Source organism: Pseudomonas sp. NPDC089422, assembly GCF_044749405.1.
Classification (GTDB): Bacteria; Pseudomonadota; Gammaproteobacteria; order Pseudomonadales; family Pseudomonadaceae; genus Aquipseudomonas.
The window spans coordinates 442,256-467,399 of record NZ_JBIVHW010000001.1 but is presented as its reverse complement, the minus strand read 5'-3'; the positions used below and the strand labels follow the sequence as shown (position 1 = coordinate 467,399).

The following is a 25,144-nucleotide window of genomic DNA, read 5'->3' as shown; positions in this document are numbered from 1 at the left end:
CATGCCTCGAGGCTTTCAGCGCCAGTGAGATCGAGCGGCGCTCGGTCCCACAGGCGCTGCAAATGCCGTGGCGAACAGCCATCACCCAACACTGTTACAGAAAGGTAAACACCGTCGAAGCCGGCAGACGCGACTTGCTCAGCCCTGCATTGAAATCCGCCTCGCTACGATACCCCAGGCTCAATATCACGACGCTGCTGTAGCCCTGCTCACGCAGCCCCAGTTCGGTATCCATCACCTTGCTGTCGAACCCTTCGATCGGCGTGGCATCCAGGCCATGGGCCGCTGCACCGAGCAGCGCGGTACCCAAGGCCAGGTAGGTCTGTTTCTCCATCCAGTGCTGCAGGTCTTTCTGATCGAAACGGTGCAGGTCCACATAGCCGCGACGGCTCTGGTTCTGCCCTGCCCGTGCCTGCTCGTCGCGGAAGCGGCCATCAGCCTGTTCCTGGTCAAGCACTGCATTCAGGTGCGCCTCGGTCATCTCGGTGCGGGTGCAGAATACGATCACATGTGAAGCATCAAGGATCTTCGGCGAGTTGTAGGCAAAACGACCGTCTGTAGCCTTGGCCAGGCGGGCCTTGCCTTCGGCGCTGTCGGCGACAATGAAATGCCAAGGCTGCGAGTTGACCGAGGACGGGCTGTGGCGCAGCTGTTCGAGCAACGCATCGACCGTGGCCTGGGGAATCTTGCGAGCGGCATCGTAGGCCTTGGTGGTGTAACGGCGCTTGGCCAGGGAGACGGTATCCATGTTGCAACTCCAATCAAAGAAACGGGATCTGTCGCGCATCTTATCTTTCCTGAAAACCTGAAAAAGCGGCAGAATGCAGCAACACTTTCACTGCTGGAGTGAAAATGCTCCGTTTTACCGACCTCGAACTGTTCGTGCGCAGCAGCGCCTTGGGCAGCTTCACCGCCGCCGCCCATGAGGCCGACCTGCTGCCCGGGCAAGTGGCCGCCGCGATCAAGCGCCTGGAACGCGACCTCGACGTGCGCCTGTTCGCCCGCACCACCCGCAGCCTGCGCCTGACCGCCGAGGGCGAGCTGTACCTGCCCACCGCCCAGCGCGTGCTGGACACCCTGCGCCAGGGCCATGAACAGCTGCACGCCAGCCACAGCACCTTGCGCGGGGTATTGCAGGTGTCCGCACCTTCCGATATCGGCCGCAACCTGTTGCTGCCATGGCTCAGCGCCTTTCGCCGCGAGCACCCGGCACTGAGCCTGCGCTTCTTTCTCTCCGACCAGATGGCGGACTTCAGCCGTGACCCGGTGGATATCGCCATCCGCTATGGCCTCAACCAGGATGCCAACTACATCGCCCTGCCGCTGGCCCCCTGGAACCGCCGCGTGGTGGTGGCCTCCCCTGGCTACCTGGCCCGCCACGGCCGCCCCCGCACGCCCGATGACCTGCAGCAGCATGACTGCCTGCTGTACCTGCAGCACAATCGTGTGTTCGACAAGTGGCAGCTTGGCAACCGCACCGTGCAGGTACGCGGGCCGCTGGTCAGCGACGATGCCGACGTGGTGCGGCGCTGGGCGCTGGAGGGCGAAGGCATCGTCTACAAGTCGTGGCTGGACGTCAGCGCCAACATCGCCGCCGGTGAGCTGGAAATCCTGCTGCCGGACCATCAGGGCGAAGCCACGCCGGTGACGCTGGTGTGCCCGCACCGCAAGCAGCTGTCGCCTGCAGTAACGCAACTGCACCTGTGGCTGCGCGAGCGTTTTGCCGCGCTGCAGCCTGCACAATTGTTCTAAACCGGCTGGCGCATCTGGAGTAAGGTGAACTGCCCTAGCCGTCAGCAGCGCAGCGCCATGAGCAACTGGATCGACCTCAAGCAAGACGCCGACACCGGCATCGAGTCGGTTCGTGCGCATTTTGTCGGCCACGCCTACGACCCGCACTGGCACGACAGTTTTCTGGTCGGCTTCACCGAACAGGGCGTGCAGCAGTTCAACTGCCGCCGGGTACGCCACCAGAGCACCGCAGGCCAGGTGTTCCTGCTCGAACCCGGTGACCTTCACGACGGCCACGCGCCGACCGCCGAGGGCTTCACCTATTCGACCCTGTACCTTGAACCGAATTGGCTGGACAGCGAGCTGCGGGCGCTGTTCGAGCAGGCACCCGGCGACAGCTTGCCAAGCTTCGCCGACACCTTGTGCCACGACCTACACCTGGCCCACGCCACCGCCCTGGCGTTCCAGGCGGTGCATGGCCAGGCGCTGCGTATCGTGCGCCAGACCGCCATGGACGCGCTGCTGGCCACCCTGACCAGCCACCTGCACTGGCGCAAGCGCCTCAACCCCGACCCACGCCTGCCACTGACCGCACAGAGGGCGCGTGATTTCCTGCATGCCCATTTCGACCAGGACATCAGCCTGGAGCAGGTTGCCCAAGCCTGCGGGGTCGACCGCTTCCGCCTGACCCGGGCCTTCAAGGCTGCCTTCGGCCTGGCACCGCATGCCTACCTGATCCAGCTGCGACTGTCCCGCGCTCGTCGCCTGCTCGCGCTCGGTCAGACCCCCGCCGAGGTGGCCATGGCCCTGGGTTTTGCCGACCAGAGCCACCTGGGGCGCTGGTTCCGGCGTGCTTATCAGCTGACCCCGGCCGATTACCGCCGCCGTTGCTCAAACCTTCCAGACTGACCGACTGCCAATGGCGACCATGGGGGCCTGATCATTCGGAGCCGTTCCCATGTCGCAATCGTTGTTGCCCTTCATTCTCTTCGCCCTGGTCTCGAGCATCAGCCCGGGGCCGACCAACCTGCTGATCCTCGCCCACGGCGCCCGGCAAGGTCTGCGCGCGAGCCTGGCGCCGATGCTGGCAGCCTGCGGTGCGGCGGCGGCAATCGTGTGGCTGGTCGGCCTGGGGCTGGGTGAAGCGCTGGTGCGCCATCCGTGGGCCCAGCAGGCGATGAGCTGGGCCGGAGTGCTGTGGTTGAGCTGGCTGGCCTGGCGCATGCTGCGCAGTGCTGGCGAGCCGCTGGATACCACAGGCGGCAAGCCGTTCGGCGCGGTCAGCGCGGCGTCGTTGCAGGTAGTGAACCCGAAGGTGTGGATGATGGCGGTGGCCGTCATTGGCGTATTTGCCGCGCCGACGCTGCCGGTGTGGCAGTTGGCATTGGTGTTTCTGCTGATTGCCGTGCCGTGCATGGGGGTGTGGGCGATGCTTGGGGCAGGCAGTGCGCGCTGGTTGCAGGCGCCAGGGCGGTTGCTGTGGTTCAACCGGGGACTGGCCGGGTTGCTGCTGGTATCGGCCTGGGCTGCGGTATTGAACTGAATCTCGTTCTGTCTACACCGGCCTCTTCGCGGACAAGCCTGCGAAGAGGCCGGTGCAGGTTATCAGTGGTTCAGTGCCTCCCGGAACCGCCGGGTACTGGCCACTGCCAGGGCCAACCCGACCACCGCAACGCTACCGCCCACCATACCGATATCCGCCACGCCCATCTGGCTGCTGACGATACTGCCCAGCAACGCCCCGCCACCGATGCCGATATTGTAGATGCCAGAGAACAGCGCCATGGCCACGTCGGTGGCGTCGGAGGCCAGCTTCAAGGTCTTGGACTGCAGCGACAGGCTGAAACTGAGGATCGCCACGCCCCAGAACATGCTCAACGCTGCGAACACGTAGAAATTGCCCGACAACGGCAGCAGCAACAGCAGGCAAGCCGCCAACACGCCGATCGAACCCACCAGGAAGCCATGGGGGAAGCGCTCACTGTAACGGCTGAACAGCAGCGAACCGAACACGCCAGCGCCACCGAACAGCAGCAGCAACAGCGTGGTGCGCTCGCCACCGATCTGCGCCACATGCAGGGCGAATGGCTCGATATAGCTGTAGGCGGTGAATTGCGCGGTGATCACCAGAGTTACCAACAGGTAGGTAATCACCAGGGCCGGGCGCTTGAACAGGATCGGCAGGCTACGCAGCGAGCCGGAGTTCTGGCTCGGCAGCAACGGCAGCGACTTCATCAGGCACAGCATGGTCACCAGCGCTACCCCGGCAATGCTGAGGAACGTGATGCGCCAGCCCAGCGCCTCGCCCACCACGCGCCCCAACGGGATACCCAGCACCATCGCCAGGGTCGTGCCCGTCGCCAGCAACCCCAGCGCCTTGGCCTGCTGGCCTGGCGGTGCCACGCGCACCGCCAGCGACGCGGTGATGGCCCAGAACACGGCGTGGGCCAGGGCGATACCGATGCGGCTGACCAGCAGCATGGCAAAGCTCTGCGACAACCACGACAGCAGGTGGCTGAGGATGAACACCAGGAACACGAACAGCAGCAGGCGACGGCGCTCGATGTTGCGGGTGAGCAGCATCATCGGCAGCGAAGCCAGCGCCACCACCCAGGCATAGATGGTCAGCATCAGGCCGACCTGCGCGGTGGTCATGTCGAAGCTGCTGCCGATGTCACTGAGCAGCGCCACCGGGACGAACTCGGTGGTGTTGAAGATGAAGGCCGCCAGGGCCAGGGCGATCACGCTCAGCCAGCTGCCGCCACCTGCGGTCGGGGGCAGGTGGGTGGGGATGGGTCCGTTCATGGGTTGGAATCTGTTCTCCGCAGGCAAGGCGAAAGGACGCGCGTCAGGGGCCAAGTATCGGCCGCGCTGAGGCACGGGTTTGTTATTGGAAGGATTGCCCGCATGGTACGCGTCAAACCTGGCCCTCACAACCGCGAAGGGCCAGGCCAGGCTATCGCCAGGTTCAGCCCTGCAGGGTTGCCATGTCGATCACGAAGCGGTACTTCACATCACCCGCGATCATGCGCTCATAGGCCTGGTTGATGTTGCGGATGTCGAGCATTTCGATGTCGCAACGGATGTCGTGCGCGGCACAGAAGTCCAGCACTTCCTGGGTTTCGGCGATACCGCCGATCAGCGAACCGGCCAGCACCCGCCGCTTCATCACCAGGTTGGCCGCATGCACGGCAGGGTCGATTGGTTCGATCAGGCCAACCAGGATGTGCACGCCGTCGAACTTCAGGGTCTCCAGGTACGGGTTGAGGTCGTGCTGCACCGGGATGGTGTCGAGCAGGAAGTCGAAACGGCCGGCGGCGGCACGCATCTGCTCGGCGTCGGTGGACACGATCACGTGGTCGGCGCCCTGGCGGCGGGCTTCTTCGGCCTTGGCCTGGGAACGGGTGAACAGAGTCACCTCGGCGCCCAGGGCCTTGGCCAGCTTGATGCCCATGTGGCCTAGCCCGCCCATGCCGAGGATGCCGATCTTGTGGCCGGGGCCGACGCCATGGTGCTTGAGCGGCGAGTAGGTGGTGATGCCCGCGCAGAGGATCGGCGCCGCGCTGGGCAGGTCCATGCCAACCGGAATGCGCACCACGAAGTGCTCGCTGACCACGATGCTGCTTGAATAGCCGCCCATGGTGTTGCTGCCGTCGACCCGGTCCGGGGTGGCGTAGGTCATGGTCGGGCCTTGCAGGCAGTATTGCTCCAGGTCCTTGGCGCAGGCCTCGCAGTGGCGGCAGGAGTCGACCATGCAACCGACGCCGACCAGGTCGCCGACCTTGTGCGAGGTGACCTTGTCACCCACGGCGGTGACCCGGCCGATGATCTCGTGGCCAGGCATCAGCGGGTAAACGGCGATGCCCCACTCGTTGCGCGCCTGGTGGATGTCGGAATGGCACACGCCACAGTAGAGGATGTCGATGGCGACATCGTCCGGGCGCGGTGCGCGGCGCTCGAAGGTCATGGGGGCCAAAGGGCTGGTCGGGGTTTGGGCGGCGTAACCGATGGCGGTGTACATGCAGGACCTCACAGGGAAGTGAAACGATTCAGGGCGCGCATTCTGCTCGCCATCCTCCTCCCGGCCCACGGCTGATTCTCCGGCATCCATGCCTGATTCTCCGAACCTGTCAGCGGCCATCTGGCGCTGGCCAGCCAATCTGCGATCATGAAACTGTCTGATTCTCTGCCCTGGTTCATCATGCAACTGACCCGCCACGTCGACGCCAACACCCATCTATGTTCGCTGATCCGCAGCCTGGCCACCCGCCCGGGCTTCGTGCCCACGCACCTGCCCCAGGTGCAGGTGCTGAGCTGGGACCACTACGTGGCCAGCAGCCCGCAGATCTATGAGCCGAGCCTGATGATCCTGGCCCAGGGCAGCAAACTGGCGCGCCTGGGCCCGCGTACCCTGGAATACGGTGCCGGCCATTACCTGGTGCAGGCGCTGTCGGTGCCGTTCATGTGCGAAACCTTTGCCACCGCCGACCAACCGCTACTGGGCGTGGCGGTGGACATCGACCGCAGTGTGCTGGGCGAACTGGTGCAGAGCATGGACCTGGCGCCCGACCCGGCAGTACAGGCGCAGACGCCACAATCGATGACCTCGGCGGCGCTCGATGCGCCGATGCGTGAGTGCGTGGAGCGCCTGCTGCACTGCCTGCAGGACCCTGTCGACGCCAAGGTGCTGGGCCCGGCGCGCATCCGCGAGGTGTTGTATACCGCCCTGCGCGGCCCCCAGGCCGGGGTGCTGCGGGCGCTGGTGGAGCAACAGGGGCACTTCGCCCGTATCGGCGCGGCGCTCATGCACTTGCGCGAACATTACACCGAGCCGCTGAGTGTCGAGTCCCTGGCCGCCTGCGCCAACATGAGCGTGTCGACCTTCCACGAACACTTCAAACGCTGCACCGACATGGCGCCGATGCAGTACCTCAAGCGCCTGCGCCTGCTCAAGGCGCAGCAGATGCTGATCGGTGAAGGGCTGGGAGTGGCGCAGACGGCGCATCGGGTGGGGTACCAGAGCACCTCACAGTTCAGCCGCGAGTACAAGCGCCAGTTTGCCCGCAGCCCAGGGGATGAACAGCCCTACCAGAGCCTGCCGGTCTGACTTGCAAACCCGCTCCTGCAGAGATCGCCTCACCTCCTGGAAACTAGCCGTGCTATTGCGCCAACGACCACTGCGCCAGCGGCCAGTAACGGCCCTTGCGCGACTCGTACAAGGCGAAATGCCTGGCGCTGAGATGGAATTCGGGCGCCGCGGCCGCCTCCGGGGCCTGGCCGCGAAAGTCCCGTGACAGGGTCAGGTGCGGGCGGTACTCACGGGCCTGTTCTTCGAAGCCCATCGGCAGCAACGCCTGCTGCAGGCCATAGACCAGCTGGCGCAAGGCGGCGGGCGTTTCCTGCGGCTCCAGCACCAGCACATTGGCACGCTGCCAGGTCTTCAGCTGGTCCAGCAGCAGGCGCAACGGCGCGCCCGGCCGCGCCAGGTTGTCCACCGCCGCGCAGATGGCCGGCACCTGCGCCGCATCCACATCACCGAGAAACAGCAAGGTCAGGTGGAAGTTTTCGCTCGGTACCGGCTTGCCGCTGCGCAGCTCCAGGCCGCGCCGCCACTGGCTGATCGCACGGCGCTGGGCGTCGCTGACAGGCAAGGCGAAGAACAACCTTTTGAAGGGGGCGCCGCTGGGGCGATCAACCTGAACCATGTGAGCTCCTTGGCATGAATCGTTTGCGCAAGACTGTAGGACATTACACCTAAGTCGCCCCGCGCTTTCGTAACAATAAGTACAAACTACCCCCATGATTGTTTATGCTGGCGAGCTTATGCCATGGCGCATGGCCATTTTTCGACAAGTAACCGTCCATGAAAATTGCACTCGTACTGATCTTCGTCCTCTCGATCGCCTATGTTCACCTGCGCGGTCGGGTGCGCCACAAGCTGACCCGCCAGCTGGGCGACCACTCCAGCTTCCTGGCCCCGGTCAACAGCTTCCTGTACCTGTTCTCCAAGCACCCGGCCAAGCCCTACCTGCCGGTCGAGGCGTTCCCCGAACTGCAGCCGCTCATGGACCACTGGCAGGAGATTCGTGCCGAAGGCCAGCAGCTGCTGCACGTGGGCGAGATCAAGAAGTCCGACAATTATGATGACGTCGGTTTCAATTCGTTCTTCAAGACCGGCTGGAAGCGCTTTTACCTTAAGTGGTACGGCGAAAGCCACCCGTCGGCGATGACCCTGTGCCCACGCACCACCGAGCTGCTGCAAGGTATCGGCACGGTCAAGGCGGCGATGTTCGCCACCCTGCCACCGGGTGCCAAGCTGGTCCGCCACCGTGACCCGTACGCAGGTTCGTACCGCTTCCACCTTGGCCTGGACACGCCAAACGATGACGGTTGCTACATCGACGTGGACGGCGAGAAGTACTCCTGGCGTGATGGCGAGGGCGTGGTCTTCGACGAGACCTACATCCACTACGCGGCCAACACCACCGAGCACAACCGCATCATCCTGTTCTGCGACATCGAGCGCCCGCTGAAGTACCGCTGGGCCACCGCGTTCAACCGCTGGTTCAGCCGCAACGTCATGGCCGCCGCCGCAGCGCCCAACGACGCCGGCGACAAGACCGGCGGCATCAACCGCCTGTTCACGCGCATCTACAAGATCCGCGAGCGCGGCAAGGCGCTGAAGAAGCGCAATCGCATGCGCTACTACCTGGAGAAGTGGCTGGTGGTCGCGGCCCTGGTGCTGGTGTTCGTCTACATCTGATGCTGCCCCTGCAACCTGTCGCCGGCAACCGGCGGCAGGCGCAAATTCGACTAGCCTGAAAGCTCCTCCCGCAACCTTGCCAAGGTGAAGACGATGAGCATGATGGACTGGGACGCCTACCGTAAGCAGTTGATGGCCGGCATCGGCGATCTCAAGCAACTGTCCCCCGACACCGTAGCCGGCTACATGACCGCCAGCGGCGCGGGTGCCAAGACCAACCACCTGGACGCCAAGACCCGCGAGCTGATTTCCCTGGCCGTGGCCGTCACCACCCGCTGCGACGGCTGCATCGCCGTGCACTCACAGCAAGCCGTCAAGCACGGCGCCACCCGTGAAGAGATCGCCGAGGCACTGGGTGTGGCCGTGGCGATGAATGCCGGGGCCGCGCTAGTCTACTCGGCCCGCGCCATGGATGCGGTGGGCAAGGCCAACGGCTGAAGCCCAACGGCGTCGCCGCCCTTGCGCGACGGCGCCGCGCCACCCAGACTTGGCGGCCTAGCCACTGCAGGAACCGCCATGATCCACATCCGCCCCATGACGCCCGACGACTTCGAGCGCTTCTGGCCGACCTTCCAGGCCATCGTCCAGGCCCGCGAAACCTACGCCTTCGACCCCGAACTGGACGTCGAGCAGGCGCGCCAGCTGTGGCTGCAACTGCCTCTGCACACCCTGGTGGCCGAGGCCGATGGCGAGCTGCTCGGCTCCTACTACCTCAAGGCCAACGCCGCCGGCCCTGGCGCCCATGTCGGCAACTGCGGCTACATGGTCTGCGCGGCCGCCCGTGGCCGTGGCGTGGCCCGGCTGATGTGCGAGCACTCGCAGAAGCTGGCGCGCCAGGAAGGCTTCCTGGCGTTGCAGTTCAACTCAGTGGTGGCGAGCAACGAAGTGGCGGTGGCGCTGTGGACCAAGCTCGGCTTCGAGACCGTTGGCCGCCTGCCCAAAGCCTATCGCCATGCCCGCCTGGGGTTGGTCGACTGCCTGGTAATGTACAAGTGGCTGGCCGATGAGCCGGTGGTGGAAAAGCCCCCCCTGCTGATCGGGCGCAAGAACATCGAAGCGCGGGTGTCGCGCCGCCGCGGGCGCTGACACGCGCATTTGACGCGCCGGCCATTCGATGGTCAGATGCGCGCCAGTTTCAGGTGTCCTGCGCCGCCGTGCGCAGGGTGAAACGGGAAGCCGGTGCGTCGTGGTTCACGACAAGTCCGGCGCTGCCCCCGCAACGGTAAGCGAGCGATGCCTTCGACACACCACTGTGCGCCAGCATGGGAAGGTGAAGGCCTCACGACCCTCGCAAGCCCGGAGACCGGCCTGAAGCGTCACTTGGCAACCCGCGGTGGGCGGGCGCAGGCCGGTATCCGCGTGCGCCTGCGTACGCGGTGCGCCTTTGCGTGTTTTCCACCGGGATCCATTCATTCCTGCAGTAGTGGAACGACATGTCCCGATTCATCAAGCTTCACCCCCTGGCGGCCTGCCTGGCCGTTTCCCTGCCAGCCCTGGCCGACGAACCTGTGCTGAACCTCCCTTCCACGGCCATCACCGATACCCGTGACCCACAGCGCGTCGACCTGGCTACGCCCAGCGAGGCCGGTTCACGGCTGAACCTCAGTGCTCTGGAAACCCCGGCCAGCACCAGCAGCCTCACGGCCGAACAGATCGAGCAGCGCAACAACCTCACCGTGCAGGACGCCGTGACCCGCTCGCCCGGCATCACCTTCATCGGCAACCCCGGCGATGGCGGCACCGGCCTGTCGGCGCGCGGCTTCACCGGCCATGGCTCGGTGATGACCCTGTTCGACGGCGCGCGCCTGTACACCGGGGCCGGTACCCAGACCTTCCCGGTCGACCCGTGGATGGTCGAGCAGATCGACGTCATCCGCGGCCCGGCTTCGGTGCTCTATGGCGAAGGCGCGACCGGCGCAGTGATCAACGTGATCCCGAAAAAACCCTTCGCTGGCGACATCCACAACCGCCTGCGCCTGGGCTACGGCTCCTGGGACCGCCAGCAACTGGGCCTGGACAGCGGCGGCAGCCTCAGCGAACGCCTGAGCTATCGCCTGACCTTGAACCAGCAGGCCGGCAACGGCTGGGTCGACCGCACCGACTCGCGCAGCCTGGCGCTCAGTGCCGCGCTGCGCTTCGACGCCAGCGACGACCTGAGCTTCACCCTCGCCCACGAGCGCGGCGACGCCCAGCCCGCCAACTACTACGGCACGCCGCTGATCGACGGCCATTACCGCAGCAGCCTGCGCAAGAAGAACTACAACGTCCAGAATGACGAGCAGCGCTACCACGACGAGTGGACCCGCTTCACCACGGGCTGGACGATCAACGACCACCTCAGCGCCAGCAACCAGCTCTACTACATCAAGAGCCGTCGCCACTGGCGCAATGCCGAGAACTACAGCTGGGACGCTGACCGCGCACTGCTGGAGCGCCAGAGCTACCTGGAGATCAAGCACAACCAGGAGCAGATCGGCGACCGCCAGACCTTCACCTTCGACCACAGCCTGTTCGGCCTTGCCAGCAAGACGCTGGTCGGTGTCGAGTACAACAAGGTGCGTTTCAACATCGACAGCAACCGGCCGTACAACGACGTGGGCGGCGACTCTATCGACCCATGGCAGCCGACCCCAGGCTGGTTCCACAGCGACTCGCCAACCCGCCCGCAGACGCTGTCCAGCACCCACACCTTCGCCCTGTTCGCCGAGAACCGCCTGCAGCTCAGCGAACGCCTGTCGCTGGTCACCGGCGTGCGCCGCGACCAGAACCACATCGACCTCGACAACCTGGTCGACGGCAGTCGCAGTGACCGCAGCCTGCAGGGCGGCAACTGGCGCGCCGGGCTGGTGTTTGCAGTCACCAACGACCTGTCGCTTTATGGCCAGTACTCCACCAGCGAGGATGGCGTTGACAACCTGGTCAGCCTCAGCCCGTCACAGATGCACTATGACCTGACCGAGGCAAAGCAGACCGAACTGGGCCTCAAGCAGCGCTTCTGGGAGGGCCGTGGCGAGTGGACGCTGGCGGCGTTCCATACCGTCAAGAAGAAGCTGCTGGTGGATGACCCGCTCACCCACGAGGCGCAACAGGCCGGGCAGCAGACCTCCGACGGCCTGGAGGCGTCGCTGGAACTGGCCCTGGGGCAGCAGTGGCAGGTATCGGCCAATGCTTCGCTGGTGCGGGCGAAGTACGATGATTTCGCCGAGGTGGTCGATGGCGTGGCCCAGGACCGCGCCGGCAACCGCCCGGCCAATGTGCCGCGGCGCACGGCCAACCTGTGGCTGAGCAAGGGCTTCGGCCAGCAGGTGGATGCCGGGATTGGCGCACGGTATGTAGATGAGCGTTATGCCGACACGGCCAATAGCCAGCGTGCGCCGGGGTATACCGTGGTCGATGCCGACATCGGCTGGCAGGTGTTGCCGGATGTACGCCTGGGGTTGCAGGTGAACAACCTGTTCGACCGGGAATATGTGGCGTCGGTGTTCAGTGGCGAGCAGTGGGTGATGGGGGCGCCACGGTCGTATTTCGCTACCGTGGATTACACCTTCTGATTTGAGCCGCCTGTCCCGGCCTCTTCGCGGGCACAGGCAACACAAAAACTGCTATCAACAGCAAATGAAATAGTTATAAGATAACGTTTCATTTGACAATCATTCCTGCCTGCGACCGCCTTCCATGACCAGCGCCTCAGCCTTCCCCACCCAGCTCACCCAGCGCCTGCAGAGCATCGATGCCCTGCGCGGCCTGGTGATCCTGTTCATGCTGCTCGACCACGTGCGTGAAACCTTCTTCCTGCACCGCCAGGTCAGCGACCCGATGACCATCGATGCTACCGACCCGTCGCTGTTCGCCAGCCGCACCCTGGCCCACCTGTGCGCCCCGGTGTTCGTGCTGCTCACCGGCCTGTCGGCCTGGCTGTATGGCGAGAAGTACCAGGGCCGCAGCGATGTCTCGGCGTTCCTGTTCAAGCGTGGGCTGTTCCTGGTGGTGCTGGAGTTCACCCTGGTCAACTTCGCCTGGACCTTCCAGCTGCCGCCGAGCGTGGTCTACATGCAGGTGATCTGGGCCATCGGCGTCAGCATGATCGCCCTGTCGCTGCTGGTGTGGCTGCCGCGTGCTGCCCTGCTCGCCCTGGGCACGCTGATCATCGCCGGGCACAACCTGCTCGATGGCCTGCACTTTGGCGTGGAGTCGGCCCTGCATGTGCCGTGGGCGATCCTGCACGACCGTGGCTGGCTGGAGGTCTCGGATACCCTGCGCCTGCGCACCTCCTACCCGGTGCTGCCATGGATCGGCGTGATCGCCCTGGGCTATGGCCTCGGCCCTTGGTTCGCCCGTGGCAGCGACGCCAGCGAGCGCCAGCACCGTCTGCTGATGGCCGGCGTCATCGCCCTGTTCGGTTTCATGGTGCTGCGCATCTACAACGGCTACGGCGAGGCGCCATGGAGCGGCTACCCGACCGTCACCCAGACCCTGATGAGCTTCTTCAACATCACCAAGTACCCACCCTCGCTGCTGTTCCTGGCCCTGACCCTGGGCTGCGGCCTGCTGTTGCTGCGCGCCTTCGAGCGCGCCGGGCTGGCCCGCTGGATCAGCACCCTCGCGGTGTTCGGCGCAGCGCCGATGTTCTTCTACCTGCTGCACCTGTACGTGCTCAAGTTGCTGTACCTGGCCTGTGTGGCGCTGCTGGGCCTCAACCACGGCGACTACTTCGGCTTCGACGGCATCGGCGCGGTGTGGTTGGCCGCCCTGCTGCTGGCGGCGGCGCTGTACGTTCCGGTGCGCTGGTTTGCCCGGCTCAAGGGGCGCCGGCGCGACATCCGCTGGCTGAAGTACCTCTGATTTGCGCTTTTGCCCGGCAGCCCGATGGTCTACCATGCGGCCCGCCGGTTTCCACCACGGAAATAATAGGGAATCCCGGGCCCGCCCAAGGCGTGCCAATCGGAACTGCCCCCGCAACTGTAGGTGCCGAGCCTGCTCCATCGATGCCACTGGATCATCATCCGGGAAGGCCGGAGCCGGGCGAGGACGCACCAGTCAGGAGACCTGCCGGCAAACATTCACCAACCGGCGGGGTGTCCGGGATGGCCATCCGTGTTGCCCCTGTGCGTGCAGGGGCTCGGCGATGCCTGTCCGTGCGTTCCTCACCAGAACTGTCCGACAGGAGATCGCCCAGCATGCTGCCCCGTATCACCGCCCTGCTCGCCGGCCTGAGCCTCACCGGCCTGGCCCAGGCCGCCGCCACCCACTTCCCGCTGACGGTCGACAACTGCGGCGCGCCGCAGACCTTCACCCAGGCGCCCGAGCGCGCGGTCACCATCGGCCAGGCCGGCACCGAAATGCTCTACGCCCTGGGCCTGGGTGACAAAGTGGCCGCCACCTCGTTGTGGTTCAACAATGTACTGCCCGAATACCAGGCACTGAACGACAAGGTGCCGCGCCTGGCCGACAACGAACCCAGCTTTGAAGCCGTGGTCGGAAAGCGCCCGCAACTGGTGGCGGTGCAGTTCGAGTGGATGGTCGGCGCCCAGGGCGCGGTCGCTACCCGTGAACAGTTCAGCGAGCTGAACATTCCAACCTACCTGCTGCCCTCGGACTGCGAAGGCAAGGACAACCTGGTCGGCGCCGACGGCACTCGTCTGCAGGCGTTCCAGGTCGACAGCATCTACAAGAGCGTCAGCCAGCTGGCCGAGATCTTCGACGTGCAGGAGCGCGGCGCCGCACTCAATGCCGACCTCAAGGCACGCCTGGACAGCGCGCAACAGCAACTGAGCGGCAAGGACCTGGCCAGCACGTCGGCACTGTTCTGGTTCTCCAGCGCCGATCTCGGCATCGACCCCTACGTCGCCGGTCGCCAGGGCGTGGCCGACTTCATGCTGCGCACCCTGGGCGTGCGCAACGTGGTCGAGTCGACCGAAGAATGGCCGACCGTGGGCTGGGAAACCCTGGCCAAGGCCAACCCGACCTGGCTGATCATCGCGCGCATGGACCGCCGCCGCTTCCCCGCCGACGATTACCAGAAGAAGCTCGAATTCCTGCGCAACGACCCGGTGACGAAGAACATGGACGCGGTAAGGAACAACCGCATCATCATCCTCGACGCTGAAGCCATGCAGGCCGGCATCCGCCTGTTCCGTGGCCTGCAGACCTTGTCTGCGGCCTTCGCCAGCGGTAAAGCGGCGCAGTGATGAAAGCCCTGCCCTACACCGCCCTGGCCTTGCTGGCCCTGCTCGCGGCCGTGCTGGCCGGTACCGCCACTGGCGAAACCAGCCTGTCGCCACAGTTGGTCTACCAGGTACTGGCCAACCACCTGTGGCAGGCCGGCTACCCGGTCGACCCGATCGACGCCGGCATCGTCTGGAACTACCGCCTGACCCGCGCCCTGGTCGCCGCCGCCTGCGGCGCGGGGCTGGCGACCTGTGGGGTGATCCTCCAGGCGCTGCTGCGCAACCCGCTGGCCGAGCCCTACCTGCTCGGGCTGTCCGCCGGCGCTTCGACTGGTGCGGTGCTAGTTGGTCTGATGGGCCTGGGCAGCGTCGCCCTGAGCATGTCCGGCGGTGCCTTCATCGGCGCCCTGGCGGCCTTTGCCCTGGTGCTGGTGCTGGCCCGAGCGGCCGGGCCGAGCAATCACAACGCGCAGGTGATCCTCGCGGGTATCGCCGGCTCGCAGCTGTTCACTGCCCTCACCGCCTTCCTCATCACCAAGTCGGCCACCGCAGAGCAGGCGCGCGGCATCCTGTTCTGGCTGCTGGGCAACCTCAGCGGCGTGCGCTGGCCGTCGGTGTGGATGGCGTTGCCGGTGGTGCTGTTCGGGCTGGTGGTGTGCCTGTGGCACCGCCGGGCGCTGGATGCCTTTACCTTCGGCGCCGACTCGGCGGCCTCGCTGGGCATCGCCGTGCGCCGCACGCAGTGGCTGCTGATCAGTTGTGCGGCACTGGTAACCGCGGTGATGGTGTCGATCGTCGGCGCCATCGGTTTCGTCGGCCTGGTCATCCCCCACGCCCTGCGCCTGCTGCTCGGTCCCGGCCATGGCCGCCTGCTGCCGGCCAGCGCCCTGGGCGGTGCGCTGTTCCTGATTGCCGCCGATGTGCTGTCGCGCACCTTGATCAGCGGCCAGGTGATTCCGGTCGGCGTGGTCACCGCCTTGATCGGCGCGCCGGTGTTCGCGCTGATCCTGGTCAGCCGCCGGGGGCGCCCATGACCGCCATGAATACCGTGCACATCGCCCCCCTCGCTTGCCGGGGGCTGGGCTTGCAGCTGTCGGGCAACACCGTGCTGTGCAACATCGACCTCAACGTGGTGGCCGGTGAGACCCTGGGCATCGTCGGCCCCAACGGCTCGGGCAAATCGTCCCTGCTCAAGCTGCTGGCCGGGTTGCGCACGCCGGGCACCGGCAGTGTGCAGCTGCACGGCGAGCCCCTGGCGCGCCTGCCGCGCCGGCGTGTCGCCCAGGCGCTGGCGCTGGTCGAGCAGCAGGCCGACACCCTCGATGCGATCAGTGTGTTCGATGCCGTTGCCCTGGGGCGCACGCCTTGGCTGTCGGCGCTGGCTCCGTTCTCCCGGGAGGATCGTGCCATCGTCGAACAAGCCTTGGCCGATCTCGACGCCACGCACCTGCGGGAACGGCTCTGGAGTTCGCTGTCCGGTGGCGAGCGCCAGCGCGTGCACATTGCCCGCGCCCTGGCCCAGCGCCCGCAGGTGCTGCTGCTCGACGAGCCGACCAACCACCTCGACATCCAGCACCAGCTAAGCCTTTTGCAACAGGTACAGGCACTGCCGGTGACCACCCTGGTGGCCCTGCACGACCTCAACCAGGCGCTGACCTGCGACCGCGTGGCGGTGCTCGACAAGGGCCACCTGGTGGCCCTCGGCAAACCGCTGGAGGTGCTCACCCCCGAACGCCTGCTCAGCACCTTCAGCGTGCACGCCCACTACCTCATCGACCCCTTCGACGGCGCGCGCATCCTGCGTTTTCGTGCCCCCTGAACCAGGACGTTCCCGCCATGTCGCTGCGCCCCGCTGCTGTACTTTTATCTCTGCCACTGGCAGGCCTGGCCCCATTCGCCCTCGCGGACTCGGCTCAATCGCAAAGCAACGGTTTCATCGAAGACAGCAGCTGGAACATCCTCAACCGCACCGTCTACGACCAGCGTGACTACAAGCACGGCGGGCGCAACAGCAGCGCACGCAACGCCTACAAGCCACGCAACGAACGCAACGGCCTGGCCGAAGAATGGGCCTACGGCCTGATGGGCACCTTCCAGTCCGGTTTCACCCAGGGCCTGATCGGCGTCGGTGTCGATGCCCACGCCTATCAGGGCGTGCAGCTCGACAGCGGCGGCGGCCGTGCGGGCAAGGCGCGCCTGCTGAGTGTGGACAACGACGGCCACCCCAAGAACGCATACAGCCGTGGCGGTGCGGCACTGAAACTGCGAGTATCCAACACCGTGCTGTCCTGGGGCGAACAACGGGTGAAGACGCCGGTATTCAGCTCTTCCGACAGCCGCCTGCTGCCCGAAACGGCCACGGGTTTCTTCCTGACCAGCAGCGAGATCGACACCCTCAAGCTGGTCGCCGGCCACTTCAACGAAAGCACCGACCGCAACGCGTCCAGCCACGACCAGGGCTTCGTGGTGAACTACTCCGACGGCCGCCAAGGCAACAGCTTCGACCTCGCCGGCCTGGTGTGGAACCCCGGCACTGCCTTCAGCGCCAGCCTGTACACCTCGCGCTACGAAGACACCTGGAACCAGCACTACCTCGGCAGCACCCTCACCCACGCCCTGGACGATCGCCGCAGCCTGAGCCTGGACCTCAACCTGTACCGCACCACCGACACCGGCAAGGCGCTGTCCGGGCGCATCGACAACACCACCTGGAGCCTGGTCTCGCGCTACAGCCAAGGCCCTCACAGCGTCAGCCTCGGCTGGCAGCAGGTGGATGGCAACACGCCGTTCGACTATGTCACCCGCGGGGCAATCTACATCGCCAACGCCGTGCAGATGTCCGACTTCAACGCACCGAACGAAAAATCATGGCAGGCGCGCTATGACCTGGACATGGGCGGCTATGGCATTCCGGGGCTGAACCTGACCGCCCTGCATGTGCGCGGCTTCGATATCGACGGTACCCACGTCGACCCAAACGGTGGCTATGCGTACCTGGGTTATGGCAAGGGTGGCAAGCATTGGGAGCGGGACCTCGAAGCCCGCTACGTGGTGCAGAGTGGCAAGGCCAAGGGCACCACGTTCTCGCTGCGGCACAACGTGCACCGGGGCAACACAGCGCAGGCGGAGCTCGATGGCGATCAGATCCGCCTGGCGGTGGAATGGCCGTTGTCAGGCAGTTTCTGATAACCCCCAGACCTGCTTCTCCTGCTCGCTGAGCGTCGCCACGACGGCAGCAAATACCTCGTTGAACTCCGAGCTGACATTCTGGTGCACACGATAACTGCTCAGCAGGTAGCGCTTCACGGTCTTCGGCCAGCTGCCATCCTTGTGGGCCGCTATGATGATGCCCTTGACCTCCTGATAGTTGGCTGACGGCCTGACCTTGATCAGCAGTTTTTCGAAGTCGGCATAGGTCCAGTCGTCCCTGCGGTTCTCGAACGCGTCGAGCAGGTCGAGTTTGTACAGCGCGAGATGTGCCATGGGCATCCTTCCTCATTCATCGTGAAGGAGACGACGGTAAGCAAAACGCCCGGCAATTGAAATGAACGCGGTGGTGACCCTCAGTTGCGGGACGTAGGAAAGGTCTTACCTGGCGATTGAATGACCCCGCGGGTCATGGGTTTGAACAGGTGATGTGCACGACCGCGTTTTCTCCCTCAGGTACTGATCGCTGGCAACCCGGCACCGCTATAATCCACCCCTCGCAAACACGCGCCCAAGGCCACCTCAATGCCCCGCATCCACAAGTTGCTGCTCCCCCTGCTGTTCACCGCCGCCCTCGCCGCCTGCGACCAGAAGCCCACCCGCGAAGAGCAGATTCTGGCCAACCTGCCGCTGCAGGAAGCCTACGACCACAACATCGAGCGCATGGCTGCACTGCTGACCCGCACCCACCCGCAGCTGGATGCAGCCACCATCAGCAGCGTCCTGCGCAAGCACCTCACCGTCGAGGACCAGCGCCAGGACCTGTTCAAGCTCTACAGCGAGAAGAACTTCAGCGACGCCGAGTTCGCCACCATCGTCGCCGCCACCCGCGACCCGGCCAAGGCCAAGGCGCTGGAACAGACCGAGGAAGGCAAGCGCCTGAGCGACAAGCTCACCGGGCTGATGCGCGAGACGGCGCGGGACGAGAAGGTGCAGGCGCTGGCCGGGCAGCGCATGCAGCAGGTCGAAGATGAGCTGAATGAACTGGAGAAACCTGGGTCCTGATTTTGCGGCCTGGCACCGGCTGCGCCGGTGTTCGCAGGACATGTTGGGGTGATCTTTCCCCAATTGCTGGGTCCAACAGACATCCCGCCCCCCTTGGAGACCGACCATGCCCCGCTTGGGCTTCGCCTGCATGTATCGCCACCCCGATCGCAACCTTTCGGTAAAGGCCCTGGAAGCCATCGAGCGCCCGCTCAATCCGCGGACCACCACGCTGCGCTGGCTGTCAAGCGCCACCCAGGAAGCGGCCCGGGCCAAGCTGCTGGAGCTAGTGGAGCACAACCTCGAAGCCCAAGTGCGCCTGCTGGCCTACGTCAGTGAACTGCCACCGATGCTGCGCATGGTGCGCCTGAGCAGCGACCTGCTGCCGCTCTACAGCCACCCCAGCGTAGGGCCGATCTATCGCGACGCAGAGTTCCAGGCCCTGATGGCCGAACGCTTCGCGGCCATCGGCAAACAGGCCCGCGACCAGGATATCCGCCTGTCATTCCACCCCGGCCAGTACTGCGTACTCGGCTCGGACCGCCCCGACGTGGTGGAAAACAGCCTGGCAGAGTTCGAATACCACGCCGACATGATTCGCATGATGGGCTTCGGTCAACGCTTTCAGGACATCAAGTGCAATGTGCATATCGCCGGGCGCCTCGGCGCGGACGGGGTACGCCAGGTGTGGCCACGGTTGTCGCAGGTGGCGCGCAACGTGATCACCTTCGAGAACGACGAGAAGACCTACGGCGTCGACGACTGCCTGGCACTGGCCGACCTTGCGCCGGTCGTGCTGGACATCCACCACTGCTGGATCCACGAGGGCGACTACATCGACCCGCACGACCCGCGCATCGCACGGATCATCGACAGCTGGCGCGGTGTGCGGCCGACCATGCACTACTCGCAGCCGCCGGAGAGCTTGCAGGCGCTGGGCTTCGACGCCGACGGCAAACTGACCATCCCGGCGTTGCTGGAGAAAGTGAACAAGCGTGACCTGTATCAGCACAGCGCGCAGATGTGGAACGACTGGACCAACCGCTACGCCCTGCAGTTCGTCGACCGTTTCGACATCATGTTCGAGGCCAAGGACAAGAACCTGGCGACCCTGGATTTCTACCGGCGCCATGTTGAGCGGCCATGACCGCAAGAACACCGCAGCAGAGCGCTTGCGGTTCGAAAAAGTTGAACTTAACTATTGTTTCAAGGCTTGTCATAAATCTGTCGTGTTTCAGTCATAGGATTGACCCCAACCTGACATTTTCTCTCTTCATGGATGAGCGTCTCATGCGTCGTGTGGTTTTCAATCAGAAAGGTGGCGTGGGTAAATCGAGTATCGCCTGCAACCTCGCCGCGGCCAGCGCCGCCGAGGGCTATCGCACGTTACTGGTCGACCTCGACCCGCAGGCCAACGCCACCTATTACCTCACCGGGCTGACCGACGACGCCATCCCTGCCGGCATCGCCGACTTTTTCCGCCAGACCCTCTCGCCAGTCACCGCCGCCGGCAAGAAACACCGCGTGGCAATCACCGAAACCCGCTACGACAACCTGCACCTGGTGACCGCCAGCCCCGACCTCAGCGACCTGCAGAGCAAGCTGGAGAGCAAGTACAAGATCAACAAGCTGCGCAAGCTGCTGGTGGAACTGGGCGAGGACTACGAGCGGATCTACATCGACACCCCGCCAGCGCTGAACTTCTACACCTTCAGCGCACTGGTGGCCGCCGAACGCCTGCTGATCCCGTTCGACTGCGACAGCTTCTCGCGCCAGGCGCTGCTCAGCGTCATGGCCGAGGTCGAGGAGTTGCGCCAGGACCACAACCCGGCGCTGCAGGTGGAGGGCGTGGTGGTCAACCAGTTCGCCGGGCGCACAGCGCTGCACCAGACCCTGGTCGAGCAGTTGCGCGACGAGGGCATGCCGGTGCTGCCGGTATACCTCAGCAGCTCGATCAAGATGCGTGAGTCGCACCAGGTTTCGGTGCCGCTGGTGCACATGGCGCCCCGCCACAAGCTGGCGCAGGAGTTCGTCGAGCTGCTGGACGTGCTCGAACGCGCCGCCTGAGCTGCGACAACACGCCACAGCCAGGCACTACCCTGCCGTTCGTCCGGGTGATAGATTCGCCGCCATGAAAATCACCCGGCACACCCGCACGCTGACTGCCTGGACGCTCTATGCCAGCGTCCTGTTCAGCCTGTTGCTGTGTGGCCTGCACCACGGCCAGATGGGCGGCCTGCGCCTGGCCGGCCTGGAAGGTGGTTTCTGCTCGATCAACAGCGAACACGGCGTGGCCATCGACCTCGACGGCGCCGGTGGCGACCAGCATATGGCCCAGCTCGACTGCCCGGTGTGCTCCTCGTTCGGCCTGGCCGTGCCGCTGGCCAGCAGCGGCTGGTCGTTCAGCCCTGCACAGGCCACCGCCACCTCGCCCATCGTCGTGCGCAGCTGGGCGCAACCGCCGCCCCGTTACCAACGCCCTGCCCTCCCCCCCCGCGCTCCCCCTGCCACCTTCCCCGCAACCATCACTCTTATCGCCTGACTTCAGCCGGGCGCGCCTGCCTGCGCGCTCGCCGTCAGCCATGACCTTTGCGTGGAAGACCCAACAACATGCTCCGCAATACCTCCCTGGTGCTCCTCATGGGCACCTGCACCTTTGCCTGGGCGGACGATGCCGCCGTCGAACTCAACGCCACCAGCATCGATGGCGAGCGCGATGCGCCCTCCGGCGTGCAACTGGACGTGCCCATCAGCACCGGCTCGCGGCTGGGCCTCACCGCGCGGGAAACCCCCGCGTCGGTCAGCGTATCGGACCGGCGCATCATCGAAGAACGCGGCGCCAAGGATAGCCAGGATGTGATCAACGCCATGACCGGCGTCAACGCTTCGGCCAACCCCGGCTACGGCGGTTTCGTCAGTTACCGCGGCTTCACCCAGAACCAGGTGACCCAGCTCTACAACGGCATCAACCTCGGCTACAGCAGCGCCACCCGGCCGGTGGACGCCTGGGTGCTGGACCGCGTCGAGCTGCTTGGCGGGCCGTCGTCCTTCCTGCATGGCGCAGGCGCCGTGGGCGGCTCGATCAACTACATCAGCAAGACCGCCAGCCGCGACCAGCAGATCATCGATGGCCGCGTGCGCTATGGCAGCTACGACGACTCGGAGATGGCCTTCGGCATCAACCAGGCCCTCGCCAGCAACCCTGCCGATGCCCGCCATTTCATGCGCCTGGACTTCAGCCACACCGGCAGCAATGGCTACATCGACCGCAACCAGCGCAAGACTGACAGCCTGGCGTTTTCCCTGCTCAGCGACCTGACGCCCGACCTGACCCACACCCTGGCGCTGGAATACCAGGAGGACCGTGAAGACAGCCCCTACTGGGGGGCGCCGATCCTGCCGGGACGCAGCACCCTGAAGATCGACAACAACCGCCGCTTCGAGAACTACAACGTCGCCGATGGCCGCTACGAGCAGCGGGTGCGCTGGCTGCGCTCGATGCTCGACTACCAGGTCAACGACAGCACCAGCGTGCACAACACCCTGTACCACTACAGCGCCCAGCGCGATTACCGCAACGTCGAGCGCTACAGCTACACCAGCGACGGCAATGTGCAGCGTGCCAGCCCTTACCTGCAGCGCCACGAACAGAGCGTGCTGGGCGACCGCATCGAACTGCGCCACGACAACCAGCTGTTCGGCCTGGCCAGCCAGTGGTCGCTGGGCCTGGACTACTCGCACATGCGCCAGACCGTGTACCCGACGTCCGGGAGCTGGACCGATGTGGTCGATTCGGACCACTTCGACCCCGGCAGTTTCTACAACATCCCCGGGGTGAACGCCGGGCTGACCAAGCAGCGCCGGCATGTCACCAGCAACCGCGCCGTGTTCGCCGAGAACCGCCTGCAACTGACCGAGCGCCTGGCCTTGCTCACGGCCCTGCGTTACGACTACCTGGACATGGAGGTAACCAACTACGGCGCGGTGACGCCGAGCTCGCCGGCGTTCTTCGAGCGGCGCTGGGAACCACTGTCCGGGCGCGTCGGCCTGACCTACGAACTGACGCCGTCGGCCAGCCTCTATGCCCAGTACAGCACCGCCGCCGACCTGCCGGCCGGTTCGCTGGCGGCAGCCACCTACGCCAACGTCGGCACCTTCGACCTGTCCAAGGGCGAGCAATGGGAAGTGGGCAGCAAGTTCGACTTCCTCGAGGGGCGAGGCGCGGCGACCGTGGCCTTGTACCAGATCGTGCGCAAGGACTTTGCCGTGCGCGATTCGAGCAACCCCAACCTGACCGTCCAGGCCGGGCAGCAGACCTCACGCGGGGTCGAGTTGTCCGGGCGGCTGCAGGTCACGCCAAAGCTGCTGGCCGAGGGCAACTACGCCTATGTCGACGCGCAGTACGATGCGTTCAACGAAGCGGTCAACGGCGTATCGGTATCGCGCAAAGGCAATGCCCCGGTCAACGTACCGGCCAATGTCGCCAATCTGTGGCTGACCTACAGCTTCACCTCGGCCTGGTCGGCGGGGGTGGATGCTCGCTATGTCGGTTCGGTGTACGCCGACAATGCCAACACCCTCAAGGCGCCGGCCTATACCTTGTTCGGCACCTTTGCCCGCTATCGGCTGGATGAACACACCACCCTCACCGGGCGGGTGCGCAACCTGACCGATGAGGTGTATGCCAAGCAGGCCTATGGGCTGCAGTACTACATGGGGGCACCACGGACCTTCGAGGTGGCGGTGGACATGCGTTTCTGATGCATTTGCCAGTACCAGCCTCGCGGTCGAAACAGATATCCCGATGTCGCCCTGAACGAAGCAGCCTGCTGCGCTACTCGGTCTACTGGCCCTGATAACAACGATGGCGCGCCTTGAGCGCGCCACATTCATCCAGGCTGCCTATGGAAACCGGAGAGCTTCCGTATGTCTGCATCGCATGAGGTATCCCCCGCCACCCTGCGCAGGGTCATCGCCGCCTCGGCCATCGGCAACTTCGTCGAATGGTTCGACTTCGCCGTCTATGGCTTCCTCGCCACGCTGATCGCCAGCCAGTTCTTCGCCAGCGAAGATGCCAGCGTCGCCCTGCTCAAGACCTTCGCCGTGTTCGCCGTGGCGTTCGCCTTGCGCCCGCTCGGCGGCATCGTGTTCGGCGCGCTCGGCGACCGCCTGGGGCGCAAGCGCATCCTGTCGCTGACCATCTTGCTGATGGCCGGCTCCACCACCTTGATCGGCCTGCTGCCGACCTATGCCAGCATCGGCCTTGCAGCCCCTGCGCTGCTGACCCTGGCGCGTTGCCTGCAGGGCTTCTCTGCCGGCGGTGAATACGCCGGCGCCTGCGCCTACCTGATGGAACATGCGCCACGGAACAAGCGTGCGTTCTATGGCAGCTTCGTGCCGGTCTCGACCTTCTCCGCCTTTGCCTGTGCGGCGGTGATCGCCTACGGCCTGGAAGCCAGCCTGTCGGCCGAGGCCATGACGGCCTGGGGCTGGCGCATCCCGTTCCTGGTGGCCGCGCCGCTCGGGCTGGTGGGCCTGTACCTGCGTTGGCGCATGGAGGAAACCCCGGCGTTTCGCGAGGCCGTCGCCCAGGGCAAGGAACATGAACATTCGCCGCTCAAGGAAACCCTGCGCAACCACGGCCGGGCGATTCGCAACCTGGGCATGTTCATCTCGCTGACAGCGCTGTCGTTCTACATGTTCACCACCTACTTCGCCACCTACCTGCAACTGGTCGGCAACCTGACCCGTGCCCAGTCGCTGCTGGTGACCACCGTGGCGTTGCTGTTCGCCGCCGTCGGTTGCCCGTTGGCCGGGGCCTTCTCCGACCGGGTCGGGCGGCGCAAGACCATTGGCTTCACCTGCCTGTGGGTGATGGTCTGCGTGTTCCCCGCTTACTGGCTGGCCAGTTCCGGGTCGATGTCGGGGGCGCTGCTGGGGGTGATCCTGCTGGCAGTGGGGGCGCTGTGCAGTGGCGTGGTGACGGCGGCGTTGCTGTCGGAAAGCTTCCCGACCCGAACCCGCTATACCGCTTCGGCGATTACCTACAACGTGGCCTACACCTTGTTTGGCGGTACTGCGCCGCTGGTGGCGACCTGGTTGATCGGGCAGACCGGGAGCAGCCTGGCGCCGGCGTTCTACCTGGTGGTGATCGCGCTGGTGGCGCTGGTGGGTGGGTTGGCGTTGCCGGAGACATCGCGGATATCGTTGCATGATGAAGCCGGTAATGATGTGAGCTCTCAGGTCCGCACTTCGACTTAAGGCCCGTGGGGCCGCAAAGCGGCCCCCGCGA

Annotated in this window: 24 protein-coding genes and 2 riboswitches; of the genes, 19 read left to right on the top strand and 5 right to left on the bottom strand. The window is 65.2% G+C overall.

Annotated features, from left to right (window positions below):
* Positions 1-94: 94 nt before the first annotated feature.
* Positions 95-748: an oxygen-insensitive NAD(P)H nitroreductase gene (gene nfsB / locus ACIPZ8_RS02100; protein ID WP_400719345.1), complete on the bottom strand. Its 654-nt coding sequence runs from the start codon at positions 746-748 to the stop codon at positions 95-97.
* Positions 749-852: 104 nt separating this feature from the next.
* Between nfsB and ACIPZ8_RS02095 the strand changes: the two genes are divergently transcribed.
* From ACIPZ8_RS02095 to ACIPZ8_RS02085, 3 genes are read left to right on the top strand one after another with little or no spacing between them, the layout of a single operon-like run.
* Positions 853-1,752 carry a LysR substrate-binding domain-containing protein gene (locus tag ACIPZ8_RS02095; RefSeq protein ID WP_400719344.1) on the top strand — a complete coding sequence of 300 codons (900 nt, stop codon included), beginning with the start codon at positions 853-855 and terminating at the stop codon, positions 1,750-1,752.
* A gap of 57 nt (positions 1,753-1,809) precedes the next feature.
* Positions 1,810-2,640: an AraC family ligand binding domain-containing protein gene (locus ACIPZ8_RS02090; RefSeq protein WP_400719343.1), complete on the top strand. Its 831-nt coding sequence runs from the start codon at positions 1,810-1,812 to the stop codon at positions 2,638-2,640.
* 49 nt (positions 2,641-2,689) lie between these two features.
* Complete coding sequence (locus ACIPZ8_RS02085; protein ID WP_400719342.1) at positions 2,690-3,274, top strand: LysE family translocator; 585 nt, start codon at positions 2,690-2,692, stop codon at positions 3,272-3,274.
* A gap of 62 nt (positions 3,275-3,336) precedes the next feature.
* On the opposite strand, the gene ACIPZ8_RS02080 is transcribed toward ACIPZ8_RS02085, so the two are convergent.
* Entirely contained in the window at positions 3,337-4,536 is a 1,200-nt protein-coding gene (locus tag ACIPZ8_RS02080; protein WP_400719341.1) for a sugar transporter, read from the bottom strand.
* A gap of 163 nt (positions 4,537-4,699) precedes the next feature.
* Complete coding sequence (gene calA, locus ACIPZ8_RS02075) at positions 4,700-5,752, bottom strand: vanillin reductase (RefSeq protein WP_400719340.1); 1,053 nt, start codon at positions 5,750-5,752, stop codon at positions 4,700-4,702.
* Between the two features lie 180 nt (positions 5,753-5,932).
* On the opposite strand from calA, the gene ACIPZ8_RS02070 reads away from it, so the two are divergent.
* Complete coding sequence (locus tag ACIPZ8_RS02070; RefSeq protein ID WP_400719737.1) at positions 5,933-6,838, top strand: AraC family transcriptional regulator N-terminal domain-containing protein; 906 nt, start codon at positions 5,933-5,935, stop codon at positions 6,836-6,838.
* A 52-nt stretch (positions 6,839-6,890) separates the two neighbouring features.
* On the opposite strand, the gene thpR is transcribed toward ACIPZ8_RS02070, so the two are convergent.
* On the bottom strand, positions 6,891-7,436 hold the full coding sequence (thpR, locus tag ACIPZ8_RS02065; protein ID WP_400719339.1) for an RNA 2',3'-cyclic phosphodiesterase: 546 nt from the start codon (positions 7,434-7,436) through the stop codon (positions 6,891-6,893).
* 158 nt (positions 7,437-7,594) lie between these two features.
* Here thpR and lpxO point away from each other — a divergent pair, with 158 nt between their 5' ends.
* The 9 genes from lpxO to ACIPZ8_RS02020 all read left to right on the top strand — a co-directional run bounded on the left by lpxO (position 7,595) and on the right by ACIPZ8_RS02020 (position 17,847).
* Positions 7,595-8,494 (top strand): lipid A hydroxylase LpxO, encoded by a 900-nt coding sequence (gene lpxO, locus ACIPZ8_RS02060; protein WP_099813441.1) that lies wholly within the window; start codon positions 7,595-7,597, stop codon positions 8,492-8,494.
* A gap of 93 nt (positions 8,495-8,587) precedes the next feature.
* A complete protein-coding gene (locus ACIPZ8_RS02055; RefSeq protein WP_027919898.1) occupies positions 8,588-8,932 on the top strand; it encodes a carboxymuconolactone decarboxylase family protein in 345 nt (114 codons plus the stop codon).
* Positions 8,933-9,010: 78 nt separating this feature from the next.
* Positions 9,011-9,580 (top strand): GNAT family N-acetyltransferase, encoded by a 570-nt coding sequence (locus tag ACIPZ8_RS02050; RefSeq protein ID WP_400719338.1) that lies wholly within the window; start codon positions 9,011-9,013, stop codon positions 9,578-9,580.
* A gap of 34 nt (positions 9,581-9,614) precedes the next feature.
* Positions 9,615-9,821, top strand: a riboswitch (cobalamin riboswitch).
* Positions 9,822-9,927: 106 nt separating this feature from the next.
* Positions 9,928-12,045, top strand: a complete 2,118-nt coding sequence (locus tag ACIPZ8_RS02045; protein ID WP_400719337.1) for a TonB-dependent receptor — start codon at positions 9,928-9,930, stop codon at positions 12,043-12,045.
* 124 nt (positions 12,046-12,169) lie between these two features.
* Positions 12,170-13,336: a DUF1624 domain-containing protein gene (locus ACIPZ8_RS02040; RefSeq protein ID WP_400719336.1), complete on the top strand. Its 1,167-nt coding sequence runs from the start codon at positions 12,170-12,172 to the stop codon at positions 13,334-13,336.
* Between the two features lie 28 nt (positions 13,337-13,364).
* Positions 13,365-13,563: riboswitch (cobalamin riboswitch) on the top strand.
* 108 nt (positions 13,564-13,671) lie between these two features.
* A complete protein-coding gene (locus ACIPZ8_RS02035; protein ID WP_400719335.1) occupies positions 13,672-14,682 on the top strand; it encodes an ABC transporter substrate-binding protein in 1,011 nt (336 codons plus the stop codon).
* On the top strand, positions 14,682-15,695 hold the full coding sequence (locus ACIPZ8_RS02030; protein ID WP_400719334.1) for a FecCD family ABC transporter permease: 1,014 nt from the start codon (positions 14,682-14,684) through the stop codon (positions 15,693-15,695). Before ACIPZ8_RS02035 ends, ACIPZ8_RS02030 begins: the two co-directional genes overlap by 1 nt.
* A 5-nt stretch (positions 15,696-15,700) precedes the next feature.
* Positions 15,701-16,480, top strand: a complete 780-nt coding sequence (locus ACIPZ8_RS02025; RefSeq protein ID WP_400719736.1) for an ABC transporter ATP-binding protein — start codon at positions 15,701-15,703, stop codon at positions 16,478-16,480.
* 17 nt (positions 16,481-16,497) lie between these two features.
* Positions 16,498-17,847, top strand: coding sequence for an OprD family porin (locus ACIPZ8_RS02020; protein ID WP_400719333.1), 1,350 nt, complete (start codon positions 16,498-16,500; stop codon positions 17,845-17,847).
* Here ACIPZ8_RS02020 and ACIPZ8_RS02015 read toward each other — a convergent pair.
* The gene (locus tag ACIPZ8_RS02015; RefSeq protein ID WP_400719332.1) at positions 17,833-18,144 is read right to left on the bottom strand and encodes a hypothetical protein; all 312 of its coding nucleotides are present in this window, start codon (positions 18,142-18,144) and stop codon (positions 17,833-17,835) included. The genes ACIPZ8_RS02020 and ACIPZ8_RS02015 overlap by 15 nt on opposite strands.
* A gap of 249 nt (positions 18,145-18,393) precedes the next feature.
* Here ACIPZ8_RS02015 and ACIPZ8_RS02010 point away from each other — a divergent pair, with 249 nt between their 5' ends.
* From ACIPZ8_RS02010 to ACIPZ8_RS01985, 6 genes are all read left to right on the top strand, one after another.
* Positions 18,394-18,873, top strand: a complete 480-nt coding sequence (locus ACIPZ8_RS02010; RefSeq protein WP_400719331.1) for a hypothetical protein — start codon at positions 18,394-18,396, stop codon at positions 18,871-18,873.
* A 106-nt stretch (positions 18,874-18,979) separates the two neighbouring features.
* Positions 18,980-19,999: a UV DNA damage repair endonuclease UvsE gene (uvsE, locus tag ACIPZ8_RS02005; RefSeq protein WP_400719330.1), complete on the top strand. Its 1,020-nt coding sequence runs from the start codon at positions 18,980-18,982 to the stop codon at positions 19,997-19,999.
* Positions 20,000-20,142: 143 nt separating this feature from the next.
* Positions 20,143-20,919 carry a ParA family protein gene (locus ACIPZ8_RS02000; RefSeq protein WP_400719329.1) on the top strand — a complete coding sequence of 259 codons (777 nt, stop codon included), beginning with the start codon at positions 20,143-20,145 and terminating at the stop codon, positions 20,917-20,919.
* Between the two features lie 64 nt (positions 20,920-20,983).
* Positions 20,984-21,394, top strand: a complete 411-nt coding sequence (locus ACIPZ8_RS01995) for a DUF2946 family protein (RefSeq protein ID WP_400719328.1) — start codon at positions 20,984-20,986, stop codon at positions 21,392-21,394.
* Between the two features lie 68 nt (positions 21,395-21,462).
* The gene (locus ACIPZ8_RS01990) at positions 21,463-23,613 is read left to right on the top strand and encodes a TonB-dependent receptor (RefSeq protein ID WP_400719327.1); all 2,151 of its coding nucleotides are present in this window, start codon (positions 21,463-21,465) and stop codon (positions 23,611-23,613) included.
* Positions 23,614-23,778: 165 nt separating this feature from the next.
* Complete coding sequence (locus tag ACIPZ8_RS01985; protein ID WP_400719326.1) at positions 23,779-25,113, top strand: MFS transporter; 1,335 nt, start codon at positions 23,779-23,781, stop codon at positions 25,111-25,113.
* Positions 25,114-25,144 lie beyond the last annotated feature (31 nt).